The 20,198-nt window shown below is 47.1% G+C and carries 17 protein-coding genes and 6 pseudogenes; 13 read left to right on the top strand and 10 right to left on the bottom strand.

Features of this window, described 5'->3' with window-relative positions; genetic code table 11:
* The first annotated feature begins 208 nt into the window (after nucleotides 1–208).
* From C1P89_RS01905 to cscB, 7 genes and pseudogenes are all read left to right on the top strand, one after another.
* Nucleotides 209–586 carry a hypothetical protein gene (locus C1P89_RS01905; RefSeq protein ID WP_000182282.1) on the top strand — a complete coding sequence of 126 codons (378 nt, stop codon included), beginning with the start codon at nucleotides 209–211 and terminating at the stop codon, nucleotides 584–586.
* Complete coding sequence (locus C1P89_RS01900) at nucleotides 583–1,011, top strand: hypothetical protein (RefSeq protein ID WP_000608370.1); 429 nt, start codon at nucleotides 583–585, stop codon at nucleotides 1,009–1,011. The genes C1P89_RS01905 and C1P89_RS01900 overlap by 4 nt, the downstream gene beginning before the upstream one ends.
* 162 nt (nucleotides 1,012–1,173) lie before the next feature.
* A pseudogene (locus C1P89_RS01895) lies at nucleotides 1,174–1,350 on the top strand (IS1 family transposase); the annotation flags it as partial.
* 100 nt (nucleotides 1,351–1,450) lie between these two features.
* The gene (gene istA / locus C1P89_RS01890; RefSeq protein ID WP_000952382.1) at nucleotides 1,451–2,623 is read left to right on the top strand and encodes an IS21-like element IS21 family transposase; all 1,173 of its coding nucleotides are present in this window, start codon (nucleotides 1,451–1,453) and stop codon (nucleotides 2,621–2,623) included.
* The gene (gene istB / locus C1P89_RS01885; RefSeq protein WP_000544828.1) at nucleotides 2,623–3,420 is read left to right on the top strand and encodes an IS21-like element IS21 family helper ATPase IstB; all 798 of its coding nucleotides are present in this window, start codon (nucleotides 2,623–2,625) and stop codon (nucleotides 3,418–3,420) included. Before istA ends, istB begins: the two co-directional genes overlap by 1 nt.
* Before the next feature lie 58 nt (nucleotides 3,421–3,478).
* Nucleotides 3,479–4,005, top strand: a pseudogene (locus tag C1P89_RS01880) (IS1-like element IS1A family transposase); the annotation flags it as partial.
* A 148-nt stretch (nucleotides 4,006–4,153) separates the two neighbouring features.
* Nucleotides 4,154–5,401, top strand: coding sequence for a sucrose MFS transporter (gene cscB / locus C1P89_RS01875; protein WP_001197016.1), 1,248 nt, complete (start codon nucleotides 4,154–4,156; stop codon nucleotides 5,399–5,401).
* Between the two features lie 141 nt (nucleotides 5,402–5,542).
* Here cscB and C1P89_RS26540 read toward each other — a convergent pair.
* From C1P89_RS26540 to C1P89_RS01865, 3 genes and pseudogenes are all read right to left on the bottom strand, one after another.
* Nucleotides 5,543–5,632 (bottom strand): annotated as a pseudogene (locus C1P89_RS26540) (DUF4942 domain-containing protein); the annotation flags it as partial.
* Nucleotides 5,633–5,929: 297 nt separating this feature from the next.
* Complete coding sequence (gene torI / locus C1P89_RS01870) at nucleotides 5,930–6,130, bottom strand: response regulator inhibitor TorI (protein ID WP_001163428.1); 201 nt, start codon at nucleotides 6,128–6,130, stop codon at nucleotides 5,930–5,932.
* Between the two features lie 122 nt (nucleotides 6,131–6,252).
* A complete protein-coding gene (locus tag C1P89_RS01865) occupies nucleotides 6,253–6,597 on the bottom strand; it encodes a hypothetical protein (RefSeq protein ID WP_001281193.1) in 345 nt (114 codons plus the stop codon).
* A gap of 241 nt (nucleotides 6,598–6,838) precedes the next feature.
* On the opposite strand from C1P89_RS01865, the gene C1P89_RS01860 reads away from it, so the two are divergent.
* Nucleotides 6,839–7,441: a hypothetical protein gene (locus C1P89_RS01860; protein ID WP_000120037.1), complete on the top strand. Its 603-nt coding sequence runs from the start codon at nucleotides 6,839–6,841 to the stop codon at nucleotides 7,439–7,441.
* 163 nt (nucleotides 7,442–7,604) lie between these two features.
* Here C1P89_RS01860 and C1P89_RS01855 read toward each other — a convergent pair.
* The 4 genes and pseudogenes from C1P89_RS01855 to C1P89_RS01840 all read right to left on the bottom strand — a co-directional run.
* Nucleotides 7,605–8,302, bottom strand: a protein-coding gene (locus tag C1P89_RS01855) for an IS1-like element IS1A family transposase (protein ID WP_094096600.1) whose coding sequence is annotated in 2 segments (ribosomal slippage) — nucleotides 7,605–8,053 and nucleotides 8,053–8,302 — 699 coding nt in all. Because the reading frame shifts where the segments join, the coding sequence is not laid out codon by codon here.
* Nucleotides 8,303–8,352: 50 nt separating this feature from the next.
* Nucleotides 8,353–8,646: pseudogene (locus C1P89_RS01850) on the bottom strand (PfkB family carbohydrate kinase); the annotation flags it as partial.
* A gap of 10 nt (nucleotides 8,647–8,656) precedes the next feature.
* Nucleotides 8,657–9,825 (bottom strand): IS3-like element IS911 family transposase gene (locus tag C1P89_RS01845; RefSeq protein ID WP_087619092.1). Its coding sequence is split into 2 segments (ribosomal slippage): nucleotides 8,657–9,576 and nucleotides 9,576–9,825, totalling 1,170 coding nucleotides; the frame shifts between segments, so codons are not numbered across the junction.
* Between the two features lie 73 nt (nucleotides 9,826–9,898).
* A pseudogene (locus C1P89_RS01840) lies at nucleotides 9,899–10,471 on the bottom strand (PfkB family carbohydrate kinase); the annotation flags it as partial.
* 62 nt (nucleotides 10,472–10,533) lie between these two features.
* On the opposite strand from C1P89_RS01840, the gene C1P89_RS01835 reads away from it, so the two are divergent.
* Nucleotides 10,534–11,880, top strand: coding sequence for an IS4-like element IS4 family transposase (locus tag C1P89_RS01835; RefSeq protein ID WP_000483769.1), 1,347 nt, complete (start codon nucleotides 10,534–10,536; stop codon nucleotides 11,878–11,880).
* A gap of 244 nt (nucleotides 11,881–12,124) precedes the next feature.
* The gene (gene cscA / locus C1P89_RS01830; protein ID WP_000194509.1) at nucleotides 12,125–13,558 is read left to right on the top strand and encodes a sucrose hydrolase; all 1,434 of its coding nucleotides are present in this window, start codon (nucleotides 12,125–12,127) and stop codon (nucleotides 13,556–13,558) included.
* 7 nt (nucleotides 13,559–13,565) lie between these two features.
* On the opposite strand, the gene cscR is transcribed toward cscA, so the two are convergent.
* Complete coding sequence (cscR, locus tag C1P89_RS01825) at nucleotides 13,566–14,561, bottom strand: sucrose operon repressor CscR (RefSeq protein WP_001344440.1); 996 nt, start codon at nucleotides 14,559–14,561, stop codon at nucleotides 13,566–13,568.
* A gap of 230 nt (nucleotides 14,562–14,791) precedes the next feature.
* Here cscR and C1P89_RS01820 point away from each other — a divergent pair.
* Nucleotides 14,792–15,010, top strand: a pseudogene (locus C1P89_RS01820) (GntT/GntP/DsdX family permease); the annotation flags it as partial.
* A 17-nt stretch (nucleotides 15,011–15,027) separates the two neighbouring features.
* Nucleotides 15,028–16,356 (top strand): D-serine ammonia-lyase, encoded by a 1,329-nt coding sequence (gene dsdA / locus C1P89_RS01815; RefSeq protein WP_000426408.1) that lies wholly within the window; start codon nucleotides 15,028–15,030, stop codon nucleotides 16,354–16,356.
* A 107-nt stretch (nucleotides 16,357–16,463) separates the two neighbouring features.
* Here dsdA and emrY read toward each other — a convergent pair whose 3' ends face one another.
* Together emrY and emrK are read right to left on the bottom strand one after the other, a co-directional pair.
* Nucleotides 16,464–18,002, bottom strand: a complete 1,539-nt coding sequence (emrY, locus tag C1P89_RS01810) for a multidrug efflux MFS transporter permease subunit EmrY (RefSeq protein ID WP_001018714.1) — start codon at nucleotides 18,000–18,002, stop codon at nucleotides 16,464–16,466.
* Complete coding sequence (gene emrK / locus C1P89_RS01805) at nucleotides 18,002–19,165, bottom strand: multidrug efflux MFS transporter periplasmic adaptor subunit EmrK (protein WP_000435185.1); 1,164 nt, start codon at nucleotides 19,163–19,165, stop codon at nucleotides 18,002–18,004. The genes emrY and emrK overlap by 1 nt, the downstream gene beginning before the upstream one ends.
* 415 nt (nucleotides 19,166–19,580) lie before the next feature.
* Here emrK and evgA point away from each other — a divergent pair, with 415 nt between their 5' ends.
* Entirely contained in the window at nucleotides 19,581–20,195 is a 615-nt protein-coding gene (evgA, locus tag C1P89_RS01800) for an acid-sensing system DNA-binding response regulator EvgA (protein WP_000991366.1), read from the top strand.
* The last annotated feature ends 3 nt before the right edge of the window (nucleotides 20,196–20,198 follow it).

Here is a 20,198-nt window from a genome sequence, read left to right as displayed (position 1 = left end):
CTGTGACAAGGTGATGAGTTCAGATTGTGGTCGCATTTAAGTCCCCTTAAATGCGCAGAAGTCACCGGAGTTGTTCAGGCTCCGATGAGAGGATTATGGCGGATTGATTACGATAAATCAAAACTATCTTGAAGCCAAAACAGTGATCTTCGCTTTAAAAACCTTGTATACTTTCACCTAATCACAGCCAGAACTATGGATCTAACCAATGACCAACAAAGAAAACAAAGATAAATATATTAACAAGTTCAAGAAAGAGCTTTCAAAATATATACAACCAACTGCTGGAGTGGACATTCAATTATTTAACTCTAAGGATGGTGGTGGTGTAATTAAAGCCACTTTGAATAGAAGTGGAAAAAGAAAATCATCTATTGCTGGTAATTTTACTAAATTAGGTGAGGCAATTACCTCGAGTGGGCAGAGGGTTTTTGGTGGTGATCTATCAAATGTGAATTTTTACGGAACAAATACGATTTTTGATGGAGATACAATATTTTTAATTAAATCACCTGATTCAGAGGAGTGGTCATCACAAAAAGCTTCCAAAGACGTAGAGGGCATCGTATTTGGAGGGAAAAAATGATTAACATTACTACTAAGGATGGCACTCAAGTCAGTGGTGAAGTAAGAGATCTAGTAATTCTTCTTGAAACTGATGGAAAAACGGTGTCTGATTATTTGCAGCCAATCCCTCCCAAAAAAGATACACACTGGAGCATGATTTTCATTCCGGTAGCAATTTATATACTACTTAATCTTGTATACATTATTGCTCACCCATTATTTCCTGAAAAATATCTAAAAACATCAACATCTATATTTCTATTCATTTCCTTCATATTAAGTGCAATAGTAGCATATTTTGTTTTCCATAAGCATAAATCTGCCACTCTATCCATATGCAGCTTAGTGTTCTTAGTGTTAATTGTAGGTGCTAACGTAGGGTTTATCAGTTACAGCGACCTAACACAAAAAGCGACGCAAAAATTAGATAGTTTGTCTAAATAATTATGTTGCCATGCGAAGTATGCATGGCTGCATGTCTGCCTTCCATTTAAAATGGGCTAAGACCTATAACCCTAAATATTATTCTTTATTATCTTCTTTACCACTTCGGTGATGCTGCCAACTTACTGATTTAGTGTATGATGGTGTTTTTGAGGTGCTCCAGTGGCTTCTGTTTCTATCAGCTGTCCCTCCTGTTCAGCTACTGACGGGGTGGTGCGTAACGGCAAAAGCACTGCCGGACATCAGCGCTATCTCTGCTCTCACTGCCGTAAAACATGGCAACTGCAGTTCACTTACACCGCTTCTCAACCCGGTACGCACCAGAAAATCATTGATATTGTCAGCGCCAGTGATATAAGACGGTAATTCGCCATTTGGATTGTCCGCTCCACCCAACATGTTGTTTCCTTAAGGTTCTCACACCAGAAAGGACATCAACATGCTGAGCAGAGAGGACTTTTACATGATAAAGCAAATGCGCCAGCAGGGCGCGTACATCGTCGATATTGCGACTCAGATTGGTTGCTCTGAACGGACGGTCAGACGCTACCTCAAATACCCTGAACCGCCAGCCAGAAAGACCCGCCACAAAATGGTTAAGCTGAAACCGTTTATGGATTACATCGACATGCGCCTGGCAGAGAATGTCTGGAATAGCGAGGTTATCTTCGCGGAGATTAAGGCAATGGGTTATACGGGCGGACGTTCCATGCTGCGTTACTACATCCAGCCCAAACGTAAAATGCGTCCGTCAAAAAGAACAGTTCGCTTCGAAACTCAGCCTGGATACCAGCTCCAGCATGACTGGGGCGAAGTTGAGGTGGAGGTTGCCGGGCAACGGTGCAAAGTTAACTTTGCGGTTAATACGCTGGGGTTCTCCCGCAGCTTCCATGTCTTCGCCGCACCAAAACAGGATGCTGAGCATACCTACGAATCACTGGTTCGCGCCTTCCGCTACTTCGGTGGTTGTGTGAAAACGGTGCTGGTTGATAACCAGAAGGCTGCGGTGCTGAAGAATAACAACGGGAAAGTCGTGTTCAACTCCGGATTCCTGTTGCTGGCTGACCACTATAACTTCCTGCCACGGGCATGCCGTCCACGCAGGGCCAGAACAAAAGGTAAGGTTGAGCGGATGGTGAAATACCTCAAGGAGAACTTCTTCGTCCGGTACCGCAGGTTCGACAGCTTCACTCATGTCAATCAACAACTGGAGCAATGGATAGCCGATGTGGCTGACAAACGGGAGCTTCGCCAGTTCAAAGAAACGCCGGAACAGCGCTTCGCGCTGGAGCAGGAACATCTGCAGCCGTTACCGGATACAGACTTCGATACCAGTTACTTCGATATCCGCCATGTGTCCTGGGACAGCTATATCGAGGTTGGTGGTAATCGTTACAGCGTTCCCGAAGCGCTGTGTGGTCAGCCGGTATCGATACGAATATCGCTGGATGACGAGTTGCGGATCTACAGTAATGAGAAACTGGTGGCCTCACATCGCCTCTGTTCAGCATCGTCTGGCTGGCAGACAGTGCCGGAGCATCACGCCCCGCTCTGGCAGCAGGTCAGTCAGGTGGAACATCGACCACTGAGTGCCTATGAGGAGCTGTTGTGATGCATGAACTGGAAGTCCTGCTGAGTCGCCTGAAAATGGAGCATCTGAGTTATCACGTTGAAAGCCTGCTGGAACAGGCAGCTAAAAAAGAGCTGAACTACCGGGAGTTCCTGTGCATGGCGCTACAGCAGGAATGGAACGGCAGGCATCAGCGCGGTATGGAGTCCAGGCTGAAGCAGGCTCGTCTGCCGTGGGTCAAAACGCTGGAGCAGTTCGACTTTACCTTCCAGCCGGGCATCGACCGTAAGGTTGTCCGGGAACTGGCTGGTCTGGCGTTCGTGGAGCGCAGCGAAAACGTGATCCTGCTGGGCCCTCCTGGTGTCGGAAAAACTCATCTGGCCATAGCTCTTGGCGTGAAAGCGGTGGATGCGGGACATCGGGTACTGTTTATGCCACTGGACAGACTGATCGCGACACTGATGAAAGCGAAACAGGAAAACCGGCTGGAGCGTCAGCTACAGCAACTGAGTTATGCCCGGGTGTTGATCCTGGATGAAATAGGCTATCTGCCGATGAACAGAGAGGAAGCCAGTCTGTTCTTCCGGCTACTGAACCGTCGATATGAAAAAGCGAGCATCATACTGACGTCAAACAAAGGGTTCGCAGACTGGGGAGAAATGTTCGGAGATCACGTACTGGCAACAGCGATCCTGGATCGGCTGCTACATCACTCAACCACGCTGAATATCAAAGGAGAGAGTTACCGGTTAAAAGAGAAACGTAAAGCTGGAGTGCTGACCAAAAACACAACGCCAATCAGTGATGATGAAATGGTGGAAAGCGGACAGCATCAGTAACGAAAGTATTTAGCGGGCATGAAAATGGCAAATAACGGTCAAACATCGTGGCGTTGACAATATGGCCATGAATGGCGTTGGATGCCGGGCAACTGCACGCATTATGGGCGTTGGCCTCAACACGATTTTACGTCACTTAAAAAACTCAGGCCGCAGTCGGTAACCTCGCGCATACAGCCGGGCAGTGACGTCATCGTCTGCGCGGAAATGGACGAACAGTGGGGCTATGTCGGGGCTAAATCGCGCCAGCGCTGGCTGTTTTACGCGTATGACAGTCTCCGGAAGACGGTTGTTGCGCACGTATTCGGTGAACGCACTATGGCGACGCTGGGGCGTCTTATGAGCCTGCTGTCACCCTTTGACGTGGTGATATGGATGACGGATGGCTGGCCGCTGTATGAATCCCGCCTGAAGGGAAAGCTGCACGTAATCAGCAAGCGATATACGCAGCGAATTGAGCGGCATAACCTGAATCTGAGGCAGCACCTGACACGGCTGGGACGGAAGTCGCTGTCGTTCTCAAAATCGGTGGAGCTGCATGACAAAGTCATCGGGCATTATCTGAACATAAAACACTATCAATAAGTTGGAGTCATTACCCGCTTGCAGTAACGGCGAAAGGGGCAATGACAGCGCTGCCATGTCGACAAGAACTGGAATAGTGAGAAGTAAACGGCGAAGTCGCTCTTATCTCTAAATAGGACGTGAATTTTTTAACGACAGGTAGGTAATTATGGCACTGAATATTCCATTCAGAAATGCGTACTATCGTTTTGCATCCAGTTACTCATTTCTCTTTTTTATTTCCTGGTCGCTGTGGTGGTCGTTATACGCTATTTGGCTGAAAGGACATCTAGGATTGACAGGGACGGAATTAGGTACACTTTATTCGGTCAACCAGTTTACCAGCATTCTATTTATGATGTTCTACGGCATCGTTCAGGATAAACTCGGTCTGAAGAAACCGCTCATCTGGTGTATGAGTTTCATCCTGGTCTTGACCGGACCGTTTATGATTTACGTTTATGAACCGTTACTGCAAAGCAATTTTTCTGTAGGTCTAATTCTGGGAGCGCTCTTTTTTGGCCTGGGGTATCTGGCGGGATGCGGTTTGCTTGACAGCTTCACCGAAAAAATGGCGCGAAATTTTCATTTCGAATATGGAACAGCGCGCGCCTGGGGATCTTTTGGCTATGCTATTGGCGCGTTCTTTGCCGGCATATTTTTTAGTATCAGTCCCCATATCAACTTCTGGTTGGTCTCGCTATTTGGCGCTGTATTTATGATGATCAACATGTGTTTTAAAGATAAGGATCACCAGTGCGTAGCGGCGGATGCGGGAGGGGTAAAAAAAGAGGATTTTATCGCAGTTTTCAAGGATCGAAACTTCTGGGTTTTCGTCATATTTATTGTGGGGACGTGGTCTTTCTATAACATTTTTGATCAACAACTTTTTCCTGTCTTTTATGCAGGTTTATTCGAATCACACGATGTAGGAACGCGCCTGTATGGTTATCTCAACTCATTCCAGGTGGTACTCGAAGCGCTATGCATGGCGATTATTCCTTTCTTTGTGAATCGGGTAGGGCCAAAAAATGCATTACTTATCGGTGTTGTGATTATGGCGTTGCGTATCCTTTCCTGCGCGCTGTTCGTTAACCCCTGGATTATTTCATTAGTGAAGCTGTTACATGCCATTGAGGTTCCACTTTGTGTCATATCCGTCTTCAAATACAGCGTGGCAAATTTTGATAAGCGCCTGTCGTCGACGATCTTTCTGATTGGTTTTCAAATTGCCAGTTCGCTTGGGATTGTGCTGCTTTCAACGCCGACTGGGATACTCTTTGACCACGCAGGCTACCAGACAGTTTTCTTCGCAATTTCGGGTATTGTCTGCCTAATGTTGCTATTTGGCATTTTCTTCCTGAGTAAAAAACGCGAGCAAATAGTTATGGAAACGCCTGTACCTTCAGCAATATAGACGTAAACTTTTCCGGTTGTTGTCGATATCTCCCTATCCCTCAACCGGAAAATAATAATACTAAAGTGCTTAGCCCGGCTAATAATCACCTAATCCAAACGCCTCATTCATGTTCTGGTACAGTCGCTCAAATGTACTTCAGATGCGCGGTTCGCTGATTTCCAGGACATTGTCGTCATTCAGCGACCTGTCCCGTGTATCACGGTCCTGCGAATTCATCAAGGAATGCATTGCGGAGTGAAGTATCGAGTCACGCCATATTTCGCTATCAGGATTCTGTGTGATGGTTACATCGCCCGGCCCAGGGCTGTTTAGTCATCAGCGCTTTCTGACAGTGCTGAGATTTCAACCTGTTGCAGTAAAAATGAGTAGATATAAGGCAAGTGTGCTGCCAAACCCATCTTTTACGGGGTGAAGGTAGATTTCGTTTGAAGGGTATCTGGTGTCCCCTGCAGACATCTACTTGAGGCGGCAGGGGATTGATTGGAATGCTGTTTTTTAGATTTGAAAAATATTTTACCCGCTATTTTACCCATTGGCGCGGCTTAAGAGCTTATTTTTGAATTCACAATGGTCACGATATAACCATCTTGCTCGTCCGTGGATAACTTTGGCTTTAGGCAGGTCGCCGGACTTAATCCGGTCATAGATGAAGGTCTTACCGAAGCCAGTATCAGCCATGATGAATTTCAAATCAACCAGTGAATCAGGTTGTAGTTCGTGTTGCATGAGTGCTATCTCCGAATATGGAATCGAACCTGCAAATCAGGCAATAAAAAGCCGCATTGATGCAGCAATGGTAGGTCTGGATATCTTGAGAAATGAACAGGCCTCATCGAGTGTGAGGCGGGTTAGTCCTTGCGTAGCTCGCTGATTCTTCTGTAAGTCTCTGGTGCTTTGTTCCCGTACGTCTTCATTTCAGACTTCAACAGAGCAACGAGTGAATCCCATTCGTTGAGGATTCCTTTGAATGCCGGAACGCGCTTTGCAACCTTGTCGAATGAATCTCTGATTTCTGGAATCTGCTCAACAAGTGCAACGCATCGCCGAAAGTCTGCTGCGTCATGGGGAGCGCCGAAGTGATGACCATAGATATTCTTTTTCAGGCCACATGCGATTGAGGCAAGAGTTGCGCTACTGATGCCGACATCGCCAGTTGATTGCCATTTCAAAACCTTCATAGCCAAATCTGACATTTCTTGTCTCCATAAAACAAAACTCGCCGTAGCGAGCTCAGATAAAAGAAATCCCCGTCAGTGCGAGGATGCTGTTCATTGCTGCTATACACTTTTTTGCTCTCAACGTAAGCGGTAGCCCATTCTGTTGGGTTGGTCAGTTGCTTTTAGGAAATGCTCTTTACCCCTTAAACGTCGGCTGAAAGAGCTAAAATCCATGCAAAAAATTTACGCAATTTTGTGTATTATTGTGCAGTAAGTAATGAGCTATTTTCTGTGCAAAAAATGGATGATAAATTTGTCCGGGGCAGGAAAAATTTTATGGGCGCTAAACATGAAAAAAGATTCGTATCCTTATTTGATTTGCATGACAGTTTCAGGGCTGATCTTTATTTTCCTTTTCTTCTGGTGGCGGGCAGATATCTACAGGGTCACGTTTCTTAATCAGAGTATATCCCACTATTACATTCTGTTTAGCATGGGAATAGCTTTTCTGTTATCTCTGTTTTGGGTTAAGAAGGGGATAGTAAAACAAAGCGGCTGGAAGAGTCTGTCAGCATACCTTAAGGTTTATGCAGGGATATGCATATTTTCTGGATTTTTTCTGATTATACCCCTTACAACACTAACTTATTTTTTGCCTGGAGAGACATCGTCTTATGTTGCACCGTATCGGTATACTTCCGGTAGTTCAAAAAGTTGTTCTGGAGCTGAGGTGGATGACCCCGATCTACATGAGAATATTCGCATTTGCTATCCGTATGGCAATTATGAGTACGATAATATTATCTATGTTGAAAAGAAAATTAATACATTAGGTGCGGTAGTGACATATGCACAGACCGCGCGTGATGATACTGAATGAGATAGTATATAGCGGGCAAGTTTTAGTTAATTTATCGAGGTAATATAATTTACCTCGACTCGTTTATTCTGGTATGAATATTTCGCTTTACGATCGATTTTTATCTGATGATATCATGCGGTTTTCATATACTGACTTACTGTCTTTTGGTAATGACTCCAACTTATTGATAGTGTTTTATGTTCAGATAATGCCCGATGACTTTGTCATGCAGCTCCACCGATTTTGAGAACGACAGCGACTTCCGTCCCAGCCGTGCCAGGTGCTGCCTCAGATTCAGGTTATGCCGCTCAATTCGCTGCGTATATCGCTTGCTGATTACGTGCAGCTTTCCCTTCAGGCGGGATTCATACAGCGGCCAGCCATCCGTCATCCATATCACCACGTCAAAGGGTGACAGCAGGCTCATAAGACGCCCCAGCGTCGCCATAGTGCGTTCACCGAATACGTGCGCAACAACCGTCTTCCGGAGACTGTCATACGCGTAAAACAGCCAGCGCTGGCGCGATTTAGCCCCGACATAGCCCCACTGTTCGTCCATTTCCGCGCAGACGATGACGTCACTGCCCGGCTGTATGCGCGAGGTTACCGACTGCGGCCTGAGTTTTTTAAGTGACGTAAAATCGTGTTGAGGCCAACGCCCATAATGCGTGCAGTTGCCCGGCATCCAACGCCATTCATGGCCATATCAATGATTTTCTGGTGCGTACCGGGTTGAGAAGCGGTGTAAGTGAACTGCAGTTGCCATGTTTTACGGCAGTGAGAGCAGAGATAGCGCTGATGTCCGGCAGTGCTTTTGCCGTTACGCACCACCCCGTCAGTAGCTGAACAGGAGGGACAGCTGATAGAAACAGAAGCCACTGGAGCACCTCAAAAACACCATCATACACTAAATCAGTAAGTTGGCAGCATCACCCTGCAAGCGCTCCGCAACGTTGAGCGAGATCGATAATTCGTCGCATTTCTCTCTCATCTGTAGATAATCCCGTAGAGGACAGACCTGTGAGTAACCCGGCAACGAACGCATCTCCCGCCCCCGTGCTATCGACACAATTCACAGACATTCCAGCAAAATGGTGAACTTGTCCTCGATAACAGACCACCACCCCTTCTGCACCTTTAGTCACCAACAGCATGGCGATCTCATACTCTTTTGCCAGGGCGCATATATCCTGATCGTTCTGTGTTTTTCCACTGATAAGTCGCCTGAAGTGGTCAACAAAAACTGGCCACCGAGTTAGAGTTTTTCCAGTATCGATTTTCCGATTCGTTTGGGGGTAACCCACCGTTATATTCGTGCGGTCTTAGTGCGCTGTAATATCCAACGATATAGTCCGTTATGGCGTGAGCTGCCTCGCTGAAGCTTACGTAACCCACCACCGGCATCCATTCGTTCTTCAGACTCCTGAAGAAGCGTTCCATTGGGCTGTTATCCCAGCAGTTTCCGCGCCGGCTCATACTCTGTCTGATCTGGTATCGCCACAATAACTGCCGGAACTGCCTGCTCGTATAATGACTGCCCTGATCGCTGTGGAACATCACCCCGCCGGGCTTACCACGGGTTTCCCATGCCATTTCCAGCGCTTTCATGGTGAGCCTGCTGTCCGGCGAGAACGACATGGCACAGCCCACTGGTTTTCTTGCGAACAGGTCGAGAACAACGGCGAGGTACGCCCAGCGCTTACCCGTCCAGATATAGGTCACATCACCGCACCACACCTGATTTGGCTCGGTCACGGCGAACTGCCTTTCAAGGTAGTTAGGGATAGCAACATGTTCATGACCACCACGTTTATACCGGTGAGTCGGCTGCTGACAGCTGACCAGCCCCAGCTCTTTCATGAGCCTGCCAGCAAGCCAGCGTCCCATCTGGTAGCCTCTCCGGGTTGCCATTGTGGCGATGCTTCTTGCTCCGGCCGAACCGTGGCTGATGCCATGTAGCTCAAGTACCTGACTGCGTAATACAGCCCGTCTGCCGTCTGGTTTTTCAGGACGGTTTTTCCAGTATCTGTAGCTGCTGCGATGAACCCCGAACACATGGCAGAGTGTGACCACAGGATAATGCGCTCTGAGTTTCCCGATTATCGAGAACTGTTCAGGGAGTCTGACATCAAGAGCGCGGTAGCCTTTTTTAATATTTCATTCTCCATTTCAATGCGTTGTAGCTTTTTCCTCAGCTTACGTATTTCGATTTGTTCTGGTGTTATCGGAGAGGCTTTTGGTGTTTTGCCCTGACGCTCATCACGCAGTTGTTTGACCCATCTTGTCATTGTGGAAAGGCCAACATCCATAGCTTTGGCGGCATCTGCCACCGTGTATTTCTGGTCAACAACCAGTTGAGCGGATTCGCGTTTAAACTCTGCGCTAAAATTTCTTTTTTTCATTGGAGCACCTGTGTTGTTCTGAGGTGAGCATATCACCTCTGTTCAGGTGGCCAAATTCAGTGTGCCACTTCAGCCATTCTTCTTCCGAGAGCTTGACGACATCCGCCAGTTGTAGCGCCTGCCGCAAACACAAGCGGAGCAAATGCTCGTCTTGCCATAGATCTTCACGAATATTAGGATCGAAGCTGACAAAACCTCCGGCATGCCGGATCGCCGTCATCGCAGTAAATGCGCTGGTACGCGAAGGCTCGGCAGACAACGCAATTGAACAGAGATGTAACCATTCGCCATGTCGCCAGCAGGGCAAGTCTGTCGTCTCTAAAAAAAGATCGGCACTGGGGCGGACCATAAACGTAAATGAACGTTCCCCTTGATCGTTCAGATCGACAAGCACCGTGGATGTCCGGTGCCATTCATCTTGCTTCAGATACGTGATATCGACTCCCTCAGTTAGCAGCGTTCTTTGCATTAACGCCCCAAAAGGATCATCACCGACCCGACCTATAAATCCACTTATTCCGCCTAATCTGGCGATTCCCACCGCAACGTTAGCTGGCGCGCCGCCAGGACAAGGCAGTAGGCGCCCGTCTGATTCTGGCAAGAGATCTACGACCGCATCCCCTAAAACCCATACTTTGGCTGTAATGCCGATCAGTTAAGGATCAGTTGACCGATCCAGTGGCTGTGTAAGAATCCGGAAACGCTCACTTGTTTCCGGATTTTTTTATGCACATTGGACAGGCTCTTGATCTGGTATCCCGTTACGATTCTCTGCGTAACCCACTGACTTCTCTGGGGGATTACCTCGACCCCGAACTCATCTCTCGTTGCCTTGCCGAATCAGGTACTGTAACGCTACGCAAGCGCCGTCTTCCCCTCGAAATGATGGTCTGGTGTATTGTTGGCATGGCGCTTGAGCGTAAAGAACCTCTTCACCAGATTGTGAATCGCCTGGACATCATGCTGCCGGGCAATCGCCCCTTCGTTGCCCCCAGTGCCGTTATTCAGGCCCGCCAGCGCCTGGGAAGTGAGGCTGTCCGCCGCGTGTTCACGAAAACAGCGCAGCTCTGGCATAACGCCACGCCGCATCCGCACTGGTGCGGCCTGACCCTGCTGGCCATCGATGGTGTGTTCTGGCGCACACCGGATACACCAGAGAACGATGCAGCCTTCCCCCGCCAGACACATGCCGGGAACCCGGCGCTCTACCCGCAGGTCAAAATGGTCTGCCAGATGGAACTGACCAGCCATCTGCTGACGGCTGCAGCCTTCGGCACGATGAAGAACAGCGAAAATGAGCTTGCTGAGCAACTTATAGAACAAACCGGCGATAACACTCTGACGTTAATGGATAAAGGTTATTACTCACTGGGACTGTTAAATGCCTGGAGCCTGGCGGGAGAACACCGCCACTGGATGATACCTCTCAGAAAGGGAGCGCAATATGAAGAGCTCAGAAAACTGGGTAAAGGCGATCATCTGGTGAAGCTGAAAACCAGCCCGCAGGCACGAAAAAAGTGGCCGGGACTGGGAAATGAAGTGACAGCCCGCCTGCTGACCGTGACGCGCAAAGGAAAAGTCTGCCATCTGCTGACGTCGATGACGGACGCCATGCGCTTCCCCGGAGGAGAAATGGCGGATCTGTACAGTCATCGCTGGGAAATCGAACTGGGATACAGGGAGATAAAACAGACGATGCAACTGAGCAGGCTGACGCTGAGAAGTAAAAAGCCGGAGCTTGTGGAGCAAGAGCTGTGGGGTGTCTTACTGGCTTATAATCTGGTGAGATATCAGATGATTAAAATGGCGGAACATCTGAAAGGTTACTGGCCGAATCAACTGAGTTTCTCAGAATCATGCGGAATGGTGATGAGAATGCTGATGACATTGCAGGGCGCTTCACCGGGACGTATACCGGAGCTGATGCGCGATCTTGCAAGTATGGGACAACTTGTGAAATTACCGACGAGAAGGGAAAGGGCCTTCCCGAGAGTGGTAAAGGAGAGGCCCTGGAAATACCCCACAGCCCCGAAAAAGAGCCAGTCAGTTGCTTAACTGACTGGCATTAATACTTTGGCTGACATTTTTTTCCCTTAAATTCATCTGAGTTACGCATAGTGATAAACCTCTTTCTCGCAAAATCGTCATGGATTTACTAAAACATGCATATTCGATCACAAAACGTCATAGTTAACGTTAACATTTGTGATATTCATCGCATTTATGAAAGTAAGGGACTATATTTTTATAAAAGTTAACGTTAACAATTCACCAAATTTGCTTAACCAGGATGATTAAAATGACGCAATCTCGATTGCATGCGGCGCAAAACGCACTAGCAAAACTTCATGAGCACCGGGGTAACACTTTCTATCCCCATTTTCACCTCGCGCCACCTGCCGGATGGATGAACGATCCAAACGGCCTGATCTGGTTTAACGATCGTTATCACGCGTTTTATCAACATCACCCGATGAGCGAACACTGGGGACCAATGCACTGGGGACATGCCACCAGCGACGATATGATCCACTGGCAGCATGAGCCTATTGCGCTAGCGCCAGGAGACGATAATGACAAAGACGGGTGTTTTTCAGGTAGTGCTGTCGATGACAATGGTGTCCTCTCACTTATCTACACCGGACACGTCTGGCTCGATTGTGCAGGTAATGACGATGCAATTCGCGAAGTACAATGTCTGGCTACCAGTCGGGATGGTATTCATTTCGAGAAACAGGGTGTGATCCTCACTCCACCAGAAGGAATCATGCACTTCCGCGATCCTAAAGTGTGGCGTGAAGCCGACACATGGTGGATGGTAGTCGGGGCGAAAGATCCAGGCAACACGGGGCAGATCCTGCTTTATCGCGGCAGTTCATTGCGTGAATGGACCTTCGATCGCGTACTGGCCCACGCTGATGCGGGTGAAAGCTATATGTGGGAATGTCCGGACTTTTTCAGCCTTGGCGATCAGCATTATCTGATGTTTTCCCCGCAGGGAATGAATGCCGAGGGATACAGTTACCGAAATCGCTTTCAAAGTGGCGTAATACCCGGAATGTGGTCGCCAGGACGACTTTTTGCACAATCCGGGCATTTTACTGAACTTGATAACGGGCATGACTTTTATGCACCACAAAGCTTTTTAGCGAAGGATGGTCGGCGTATTGTTATCGGCTGGATGGATATGTGGGAATCGCCAATGCCCTCAAAACGTGAAGGATGGGCAGGCTGCATGACGCTGGCGCGCGAGCTATCAGAGAGCAATGGCAAACTTCTACAACGCCCGGTTCACGAAGCTGAGTCGTTACGCCAGCAGCATCAATCTGTCTCTCCCCGCACAATCAGCAATAAATATGTTTTGCAGGAAAACGCGCAAGCAGTTGAGATTCAGTTGCAGTGGGCGCTGAAGAACAGTGATGCCGAACATTACGGATTACAGCTCGGCACTGGAATGCGGCTGTATATTGATAACCAATCTGAGCGACTTGTTTTGTGGCGGTATTACCCACACGAGAATTTAGACGGCTACCGTAGTATTCCCCTCCCGCAGCGTGACACGCTCGCCCTAAGGATATTTATCGATACATCATCCGTGGAAGTATTTATTAACGACGGGGAAGCGGTGATGAGTAGTCGAATCTATCCGCAGCCAGAAGAACGGGAACTGTCGCTTTATGCCTCCCACGGAGTGGCTGTGCTGCAACATGGAGCACTCTGGCTACTGGGTTAACATAATATCAGGTGGAACAACGGATCAACAGCGGACAAGGGATCCGCGTCACTCTTCCCCCTTCACGACCTTCAATAATATGCAATGCAGCTTCCCGCCCGATAATGTCATGTGGAAGCTGAATTGTGGTCAGCGGCGGTAAAAACAGATGCCCGACGCCAACCAGATTATCAAAGCCCATTACGGCGACATCCTGCGGGATACGTACCCCCTTCGCCAGGAGAACCTGATAAGCGACAAAGGCTGCACGATCGTTACCACATATCAGAACATCAAAATCTGGTTTGCCCGATTTGAAGTGGGCATTGAGTAAACTTGCGAGATCGGTGTAGTGATCATCACCTGTTGCCATGTGAAATTGTTTCACCTCAGCCAGATCTCGTCCAGCATCACGCCAGGCCTGCTCAAATCCCTGCCGACGATACCCTGTTGCCAACGCACTTTCCGGTAGCCAGAAGCATAACGGTTGACGATAGCCCGCCGCGAGCAAATGCTGTGTTGATTCATATTGTGCAGTGTAATCATCAGGGATATAACTGGGTAACGCTGGGTCATCCGCCACACAGTTCGCCAATACAATATTTTCACCATACAGAGACTCAGGCAGCGTGATATGTCGCAGCCCCATTGTAGTATAGATAATGCCATCCGGACGGTGGGCAAGCAGCTGACGTGCCGCGCGGGCAGCGTCATCTTCAGAAAAAATATTGATTAAAAAACTATTCCAGCCGAACTCGCTGGCGGTTTGCTCAATGGCAAGCAGAATATCAACAGAGAAAGGAGTGGTAGCCGTGTCCTGCGCCAGCACGGCGAGAGTCGACGGCTTACGTCCTTGAGCGCGCATCTTACGGGCGGAAAGATCAGGAACATAATTCAGGGTCTGGATTGCCTGCAATACGCGGTCACGCGTTGCAGGACGCACAGATTCTGCATTATGCATCACCCGGGAGACTGTCATCATCGACACTCCCGCCAGGCGTGCGACATCCTTTAATGAAGCCATACCCAAGCCGTTTGCCGTAAAACGGGCACTGTAGCAGAAACAGACGTCACTGGCGAGATCCAACGCCCTATCACCTGACACAGCAATACAATAAAAAATAACAATAATTCCCGGACAATTGTCCCCAATTCCGCCTCTGTTCTCGCCAACGAGTAACCATATAGGCAAGTAAGTAAAACATGCCAACTGGCATCGCCAACCTGGAGAAGAAAATATAAATATGGATCATTGTGCTGCCGCTGTATCCCGACATCAGCCCGGAAATTATTGCGATTGCTATCGGTTCAGGTGCAATTGGCTGCACGATCGTTACGGACTCGCTTTTCTGGCTAGTGAAGCAATATTGCGGCGCTACGCTCAATGAAACATTTAAATACTATACGACAGCGACATTTATCGCTTCAGTCGTCGCTCTGGCGGGCACATTCCTGCTGTCATTTATCATCTAAGCGCAAAGAGACGTACTATGGAAAACGCTAAAATGAACTCGCTCATCGCCCAGTATCCGTTGGTAAAGGATCTGGTTGCTCTTAAAGAAACCACCTGGTTTAATCCTGGCACGACCTCATTGGCTGAAGGTTTACCTTATGTTGGCCTGACCGAACAGGATGTTCAGGACGCCCATGCGCGCTTATCCCGTTTTGCACCCTATCTGGCAAAAGCATTTGCTGAAACTGCTGCCACTGGGGGGATTATTGAATCAGAACTGGTTGCCATTCCAGCTATGCAAAAACGGCTGGAAAAAGAATATCAGCAACCGATCAGCGGGCAACTGTTACTGAAAAAAGATAGCCATTTGCCCATTTCCGGCTCCATAAAAGCACGCGGCGGGATTTATGAAGTCCTGGCACACGCAGAAAAACTGGCTCTGGAAGCGGGGTTGCTGACGCTTGATGATGACTACAGCAAACTGCTTTCTCCGGAGTTTAAACAGTTCTTTAGCCAATACAGCATTGCTGTGGGCTCAACCGGAAATCTGGGGTTATCAATCGGCATTATGAGCGCCCGCATTGGCTTTAAGGTGACAGTTCATATGTCTGCTGATGCCCGGGCATGGAAAAAAGCGAAACTGCGCAGCCATGGCGTTACGGTCGTGGAATATGAGCAAGATTATGGTGTTGCCGTCGAGGAAGGACGTAAAGCAGCGCAGTCTGACCCGAACTGTTTCTTTATTGATGACGAAAATTCCCGCACGTTGTTCCTTGGGTATTCCGTCGCTGGCCAGCGTCTTAAAGCGCAATTTGCCCAGCAAGGCCGTATCGTCGATGCTGATAACCCTCTGTTTGTCTATCTGCCGTGTGGTGTTGGCGGTGGTCCTGGTGGCGTCGCATTCGGGCTTAAACTGGCGTTTGGCGATCATGTTCACTGCTTTTTTGCCGAACCAACGCACTCCCCTTGTATGTTGTTAGGCGTCCATACAGGATTACACGATCAGATTTCTGTTCAGGATATTGGTATCGACAACCTTACCGCAGCGGATGGCCTTGCAGTTGGTCGCGCATCAGGCTTTGTCGGGCGGGCAATGGAGCGTCTGCTGGATGGCTTCTATACCCTTAGCGATCAAACCATGTATGACATGCTTGGCTGGCTGGCGCAGGAAGAAGGTATTCGTCTTGAACCTTCGGCACTGGCGGGTATGGCCGGACCTCAGCGCGTATGTGCATCAGTAAGTTACCAACAGATGCACGGTTTCAGCGCAGAACAACTGCGTAATACCACTCATCTGGTGTGGGCGACGGGAGGTGGAATGGTGCCGGAAGAAGAGATGAATCAATATCTGGCAAAAGGCCGTTAATAACGTTTCAACGCAGCATCGCAATCCTTTCCCTGGGTGAGCGATGCTGCCGATGGCGCAGACTTAAGATCCCCGGTCTTACCCGCTATAACCCCCTCCTTTTATCATCACCCAACGCCTTTCGCTGTAAACGGCGGTTTCGCAAACCAAACCAAAACCGTAAGTAAGATAAAAGCAATAGCCGCCATACGGAAAATCTCATTTGCAGAAATAGAAAGTGACTGCTGGGTTATTTCATTATTAATTTCATTAAGAACTCCTGAAAGCGAACCATAATATTTATCCATAATTTGTGACGATGAATTAAACACGGGGTTAAATTGATCGATGGTTGCTGTCAACTGACTATGGTGTAACGATTCGCGTCGTCCCCACAGCGTCATTGTCAACGACGTACCAACTGATCCTGACAAGGTACGAAAAAAATTACTCATACTCGAGGCATTGGCAAATTTATTATCTGGCAAGCCTGAAAACGAAATCGTTGTTAAGGGTAAAAAGAAACAGGCAACGGCGAATCCCTGAAAAAACTGCGGCAAAATGATGCCTGTAAAATCAATCGTTGGCATAAATGTCACAGAACGCCAGTAATAGCAAACCGCATACATCAAAAAACTAAATGTCACTAACAACCGCATGTCTATTTTGTTGCCATAACGTCCTATCAAAGGTGAAATTAATAGTGGCATGATGCCGATGGGCGCATAAGCAAGTCCGGCCCATATCGCATTATACCCCATCGTTTCCTGGAGTAACTGCGGCATAAGGACGATCGCTCCAGAGTAAAATAAATACGCGCATGTGATACTCACAATACCAATGGTGAAGTTACGGGACTTAAACAAACTGAGATCAAGAATCGGGTTCTCTGAGGTCGACTCCCAAATGACTAAAGAGATCAGAGAAATAACTGATACTACTGTTAATATTATTATTGTACTCGAGTTGAACCAATCCAGATCGCGCCCTTTATCAAGCATAATTTGCAAGCCACCAACACCGAGCACTAACAGGGTCAGTCCTGGTAGATTCATTTTGACCGGTGAAGTCTCAGTTTCTCTTCCTTTAAGTAAGGTTAAGCATAATGTCAGGACGATAATCCCCATAGGGACATTGATTAAAAATATCCAACCCCAGCTAAAGTTATCACAAATATAACCGCCCAATATCGGCCCACATATCGGAGCGATAATCACGGTCATTGACCATAATGCCAGAGCAAATGTTCTTTTTTCTGGCGGATAATTCCTTAATAATAAACTCTGTGACAGTGGAATTAACGGCCCCGCCATTAACCCCTGAACGACTCTAAAAAATATCAGCACATCAAGATTGGTCGATAGGCTACACATTAATGAAGACAGCGAAAAAAAGGTTACTGAAAGTAAAAATAATCTTAATTCGCCTATTCTTTGTGCCAACCTGCCAGTAACAGGGATCGCAATGGCATTTGCTACACCAAACGAGGTGATAACCCAGGTGCCTTCGTCTGTTGATGCTCCCAGAAAGCCAGATATTGTCGGTATTGCGACGTTAGAAATAGTGGAATCCAACATTTGCATAAATGTCGCTAATGACAATGCAATAGTGACGCACCATAACGTCCCACCGGTTAATGGTGCCGGAGTTGATTTAGTGATTGCCATTAAAGTTGTCCATTATGCGAAATAATGTTGCTAATTTCTTTTTCTATCGGACTGGTATCGATAACTAAAGCCTTACTGGTATAAGCCGGCATGGAGGTCACGGTTGAAGCCAGCTCAGGCATCTCAGCAATGTCTTCGTCCTTCGTATCAATAGTTGCAGTCATCGATAAACCAATGCGCAAGGGGTGTTCCATGAGTTCTTTTGGATCAAGAGAAACTTCAACCGGTACACGCTGAACGATTTTGATCCAGTTCCCTGTCGCATTTTGTGCAGGTAATAAGGAGAACGCATTGCCGGTTCCCATATTGATCCCTGTCACCCGACCATGAAACACAACATTTTCACCATAAAGATCGCTGATAATATTGACTGATTGACCAATCCGTACATCCGTGAGTTGTGTTTCTTTAAAGTTGGCATTAACCCACATTTGACGTGCCGGTACGACAGCCATTAACGATTGTCCGGGACTCACTGTTTCGCCGACCTGAACACTTCGCTGGGCAATATAGCCAGTAACCGGACTCCTTATATCCGTACGTTTAAGCGCCAACCAGGCTTCTTTGGTTGCATCCGCCGCTTCAACTACTTGTGGCTGACGGTTTAATGGTGTGTTCATTACTAAAGCTTTATTCGCTTTATAAGCCTGGATAGCGGCATTCAGTGCCGCTTTGCTACTTATTAACGTATCTTTGGTATGCTCCAGCGTTTCTTTTGAAATAACCCCCTGCTTCGCTAAAGGCACACGACGGTTATAATCTTCTAAGGATTGTTGATACTGAATACGTGCTGAAGCGACTTCGGCACTGTATTGTTTATCCTGTAAGTACAGTTTATTCGTTTGCCGAACAATATTTGCCAGATTATTTTTAGCTTTATTGAGTGCGATAGTGGCATCAGTTTTATCCAGTGAAACTAAAATGTCACCCTGTCGAACGTAGTTCGTATCTTTATGATTAACTACAGTGACACTACCTGAGACTTGTGCAGAAATTGGATCTGCATTCCCCGTGACATAGGCGTCATCTGTACTAATCATGTCTTCTAATTCCATTGACCAATAGGCATAGGCACCTGAAAACGCAATAAATAAAACTATCACCAATAAAGAAAAGTATTTTTTTCTGTTAGACTGTTTTTTATTTGAATTAATCTGTTCCACTATTATCTCTCATTTCGCATAGATGAAATTTATGAATTGAATGAAAAGAGTATTCATTCTTCATATCAAACACAGTGCATGTGTTGCACATTATCCCAGGAACGTTGGAGGCCTAATTTAAATGAGGTGCAAAAAAAACAACAGAGGACTAAACCGTGGCTTTTGCAATACAATTCTTACGCCTGTAGGATTAGTGAGAAGACTTATAGTGCTAACTTGAAACTATAAATCATCGGTATAATCCCTGATTTTATTGTTGACATTTCATTTATGCCGACTATTTATATGGTATACTTGTCGAATTATCTTAAAGGAAGCTCAGATTTTCTTATTTTTATTGAGAAAATGAGATGACGCCTTATGTCTGTATTACTACAGGGAGAAGGGAGATGCTTCATTGCAAAGGGAATAATCTATGAACGCAATAATTATTGATGACCATCCTCTTGCTATCGCAGCAATTCGTAATTTATTGATCAAAAACGATATTGAAATCTTAGCGGAGTTAACTGAAGGCGGAAGCGCCGTTCAGCGGGTGGAAACACTTAAGCCTGATATCGTCATCATTGATGTCGATATCCCCGGAGTTAACGGTATCCTGGTGTTAGAAACGCTGAGGAAGCGCCAATATAGCGGAATTATTATTATCGTCTCCGCTAAAAATGACCATTTTTACGGGAAACATTGTGCTGATGCTGGCGCTAATGGTTTCGTGAGTAAAAAAGAAGGCATGAACAATATCATTGCGGCTATTGAAGCTGCAAAAAATGGCTACTGCTATTTCCCCTTCTCTCTCAACCGGTTTGTTGGAAGTTTAACGTCCGACCAGCAAAAACTCGACTCCTTATCGAAACAAGAAATTAGTGTCATGCGGTATATTCTTGATGGCAAGGATAATAATGACATTGCGGAAAAAATGTTCATCAGCAACAAAACTGTCAGCACTTATAAAAGTCGCCTGATGGAAAAATTAGAATGTAAATCACTGATGGATCTTTACACATTCGCACAACGTAACAAAATCGGCTAACCA

Source organism: Shigella sonnei (assembly GCF_002950395.1).
Taxonomy (GTDB): domain Bacteria; phylum Pseudomonadota; class Gammaproteobacteria; order Enterobacterales; family Enterobacteriaceae; genus ECMA0423.
The sequence above is the reverse complement of the archived record's forward strand: the minus strand, read 5'-3'. Positions and strand labels throughout refer to the sequence as shown.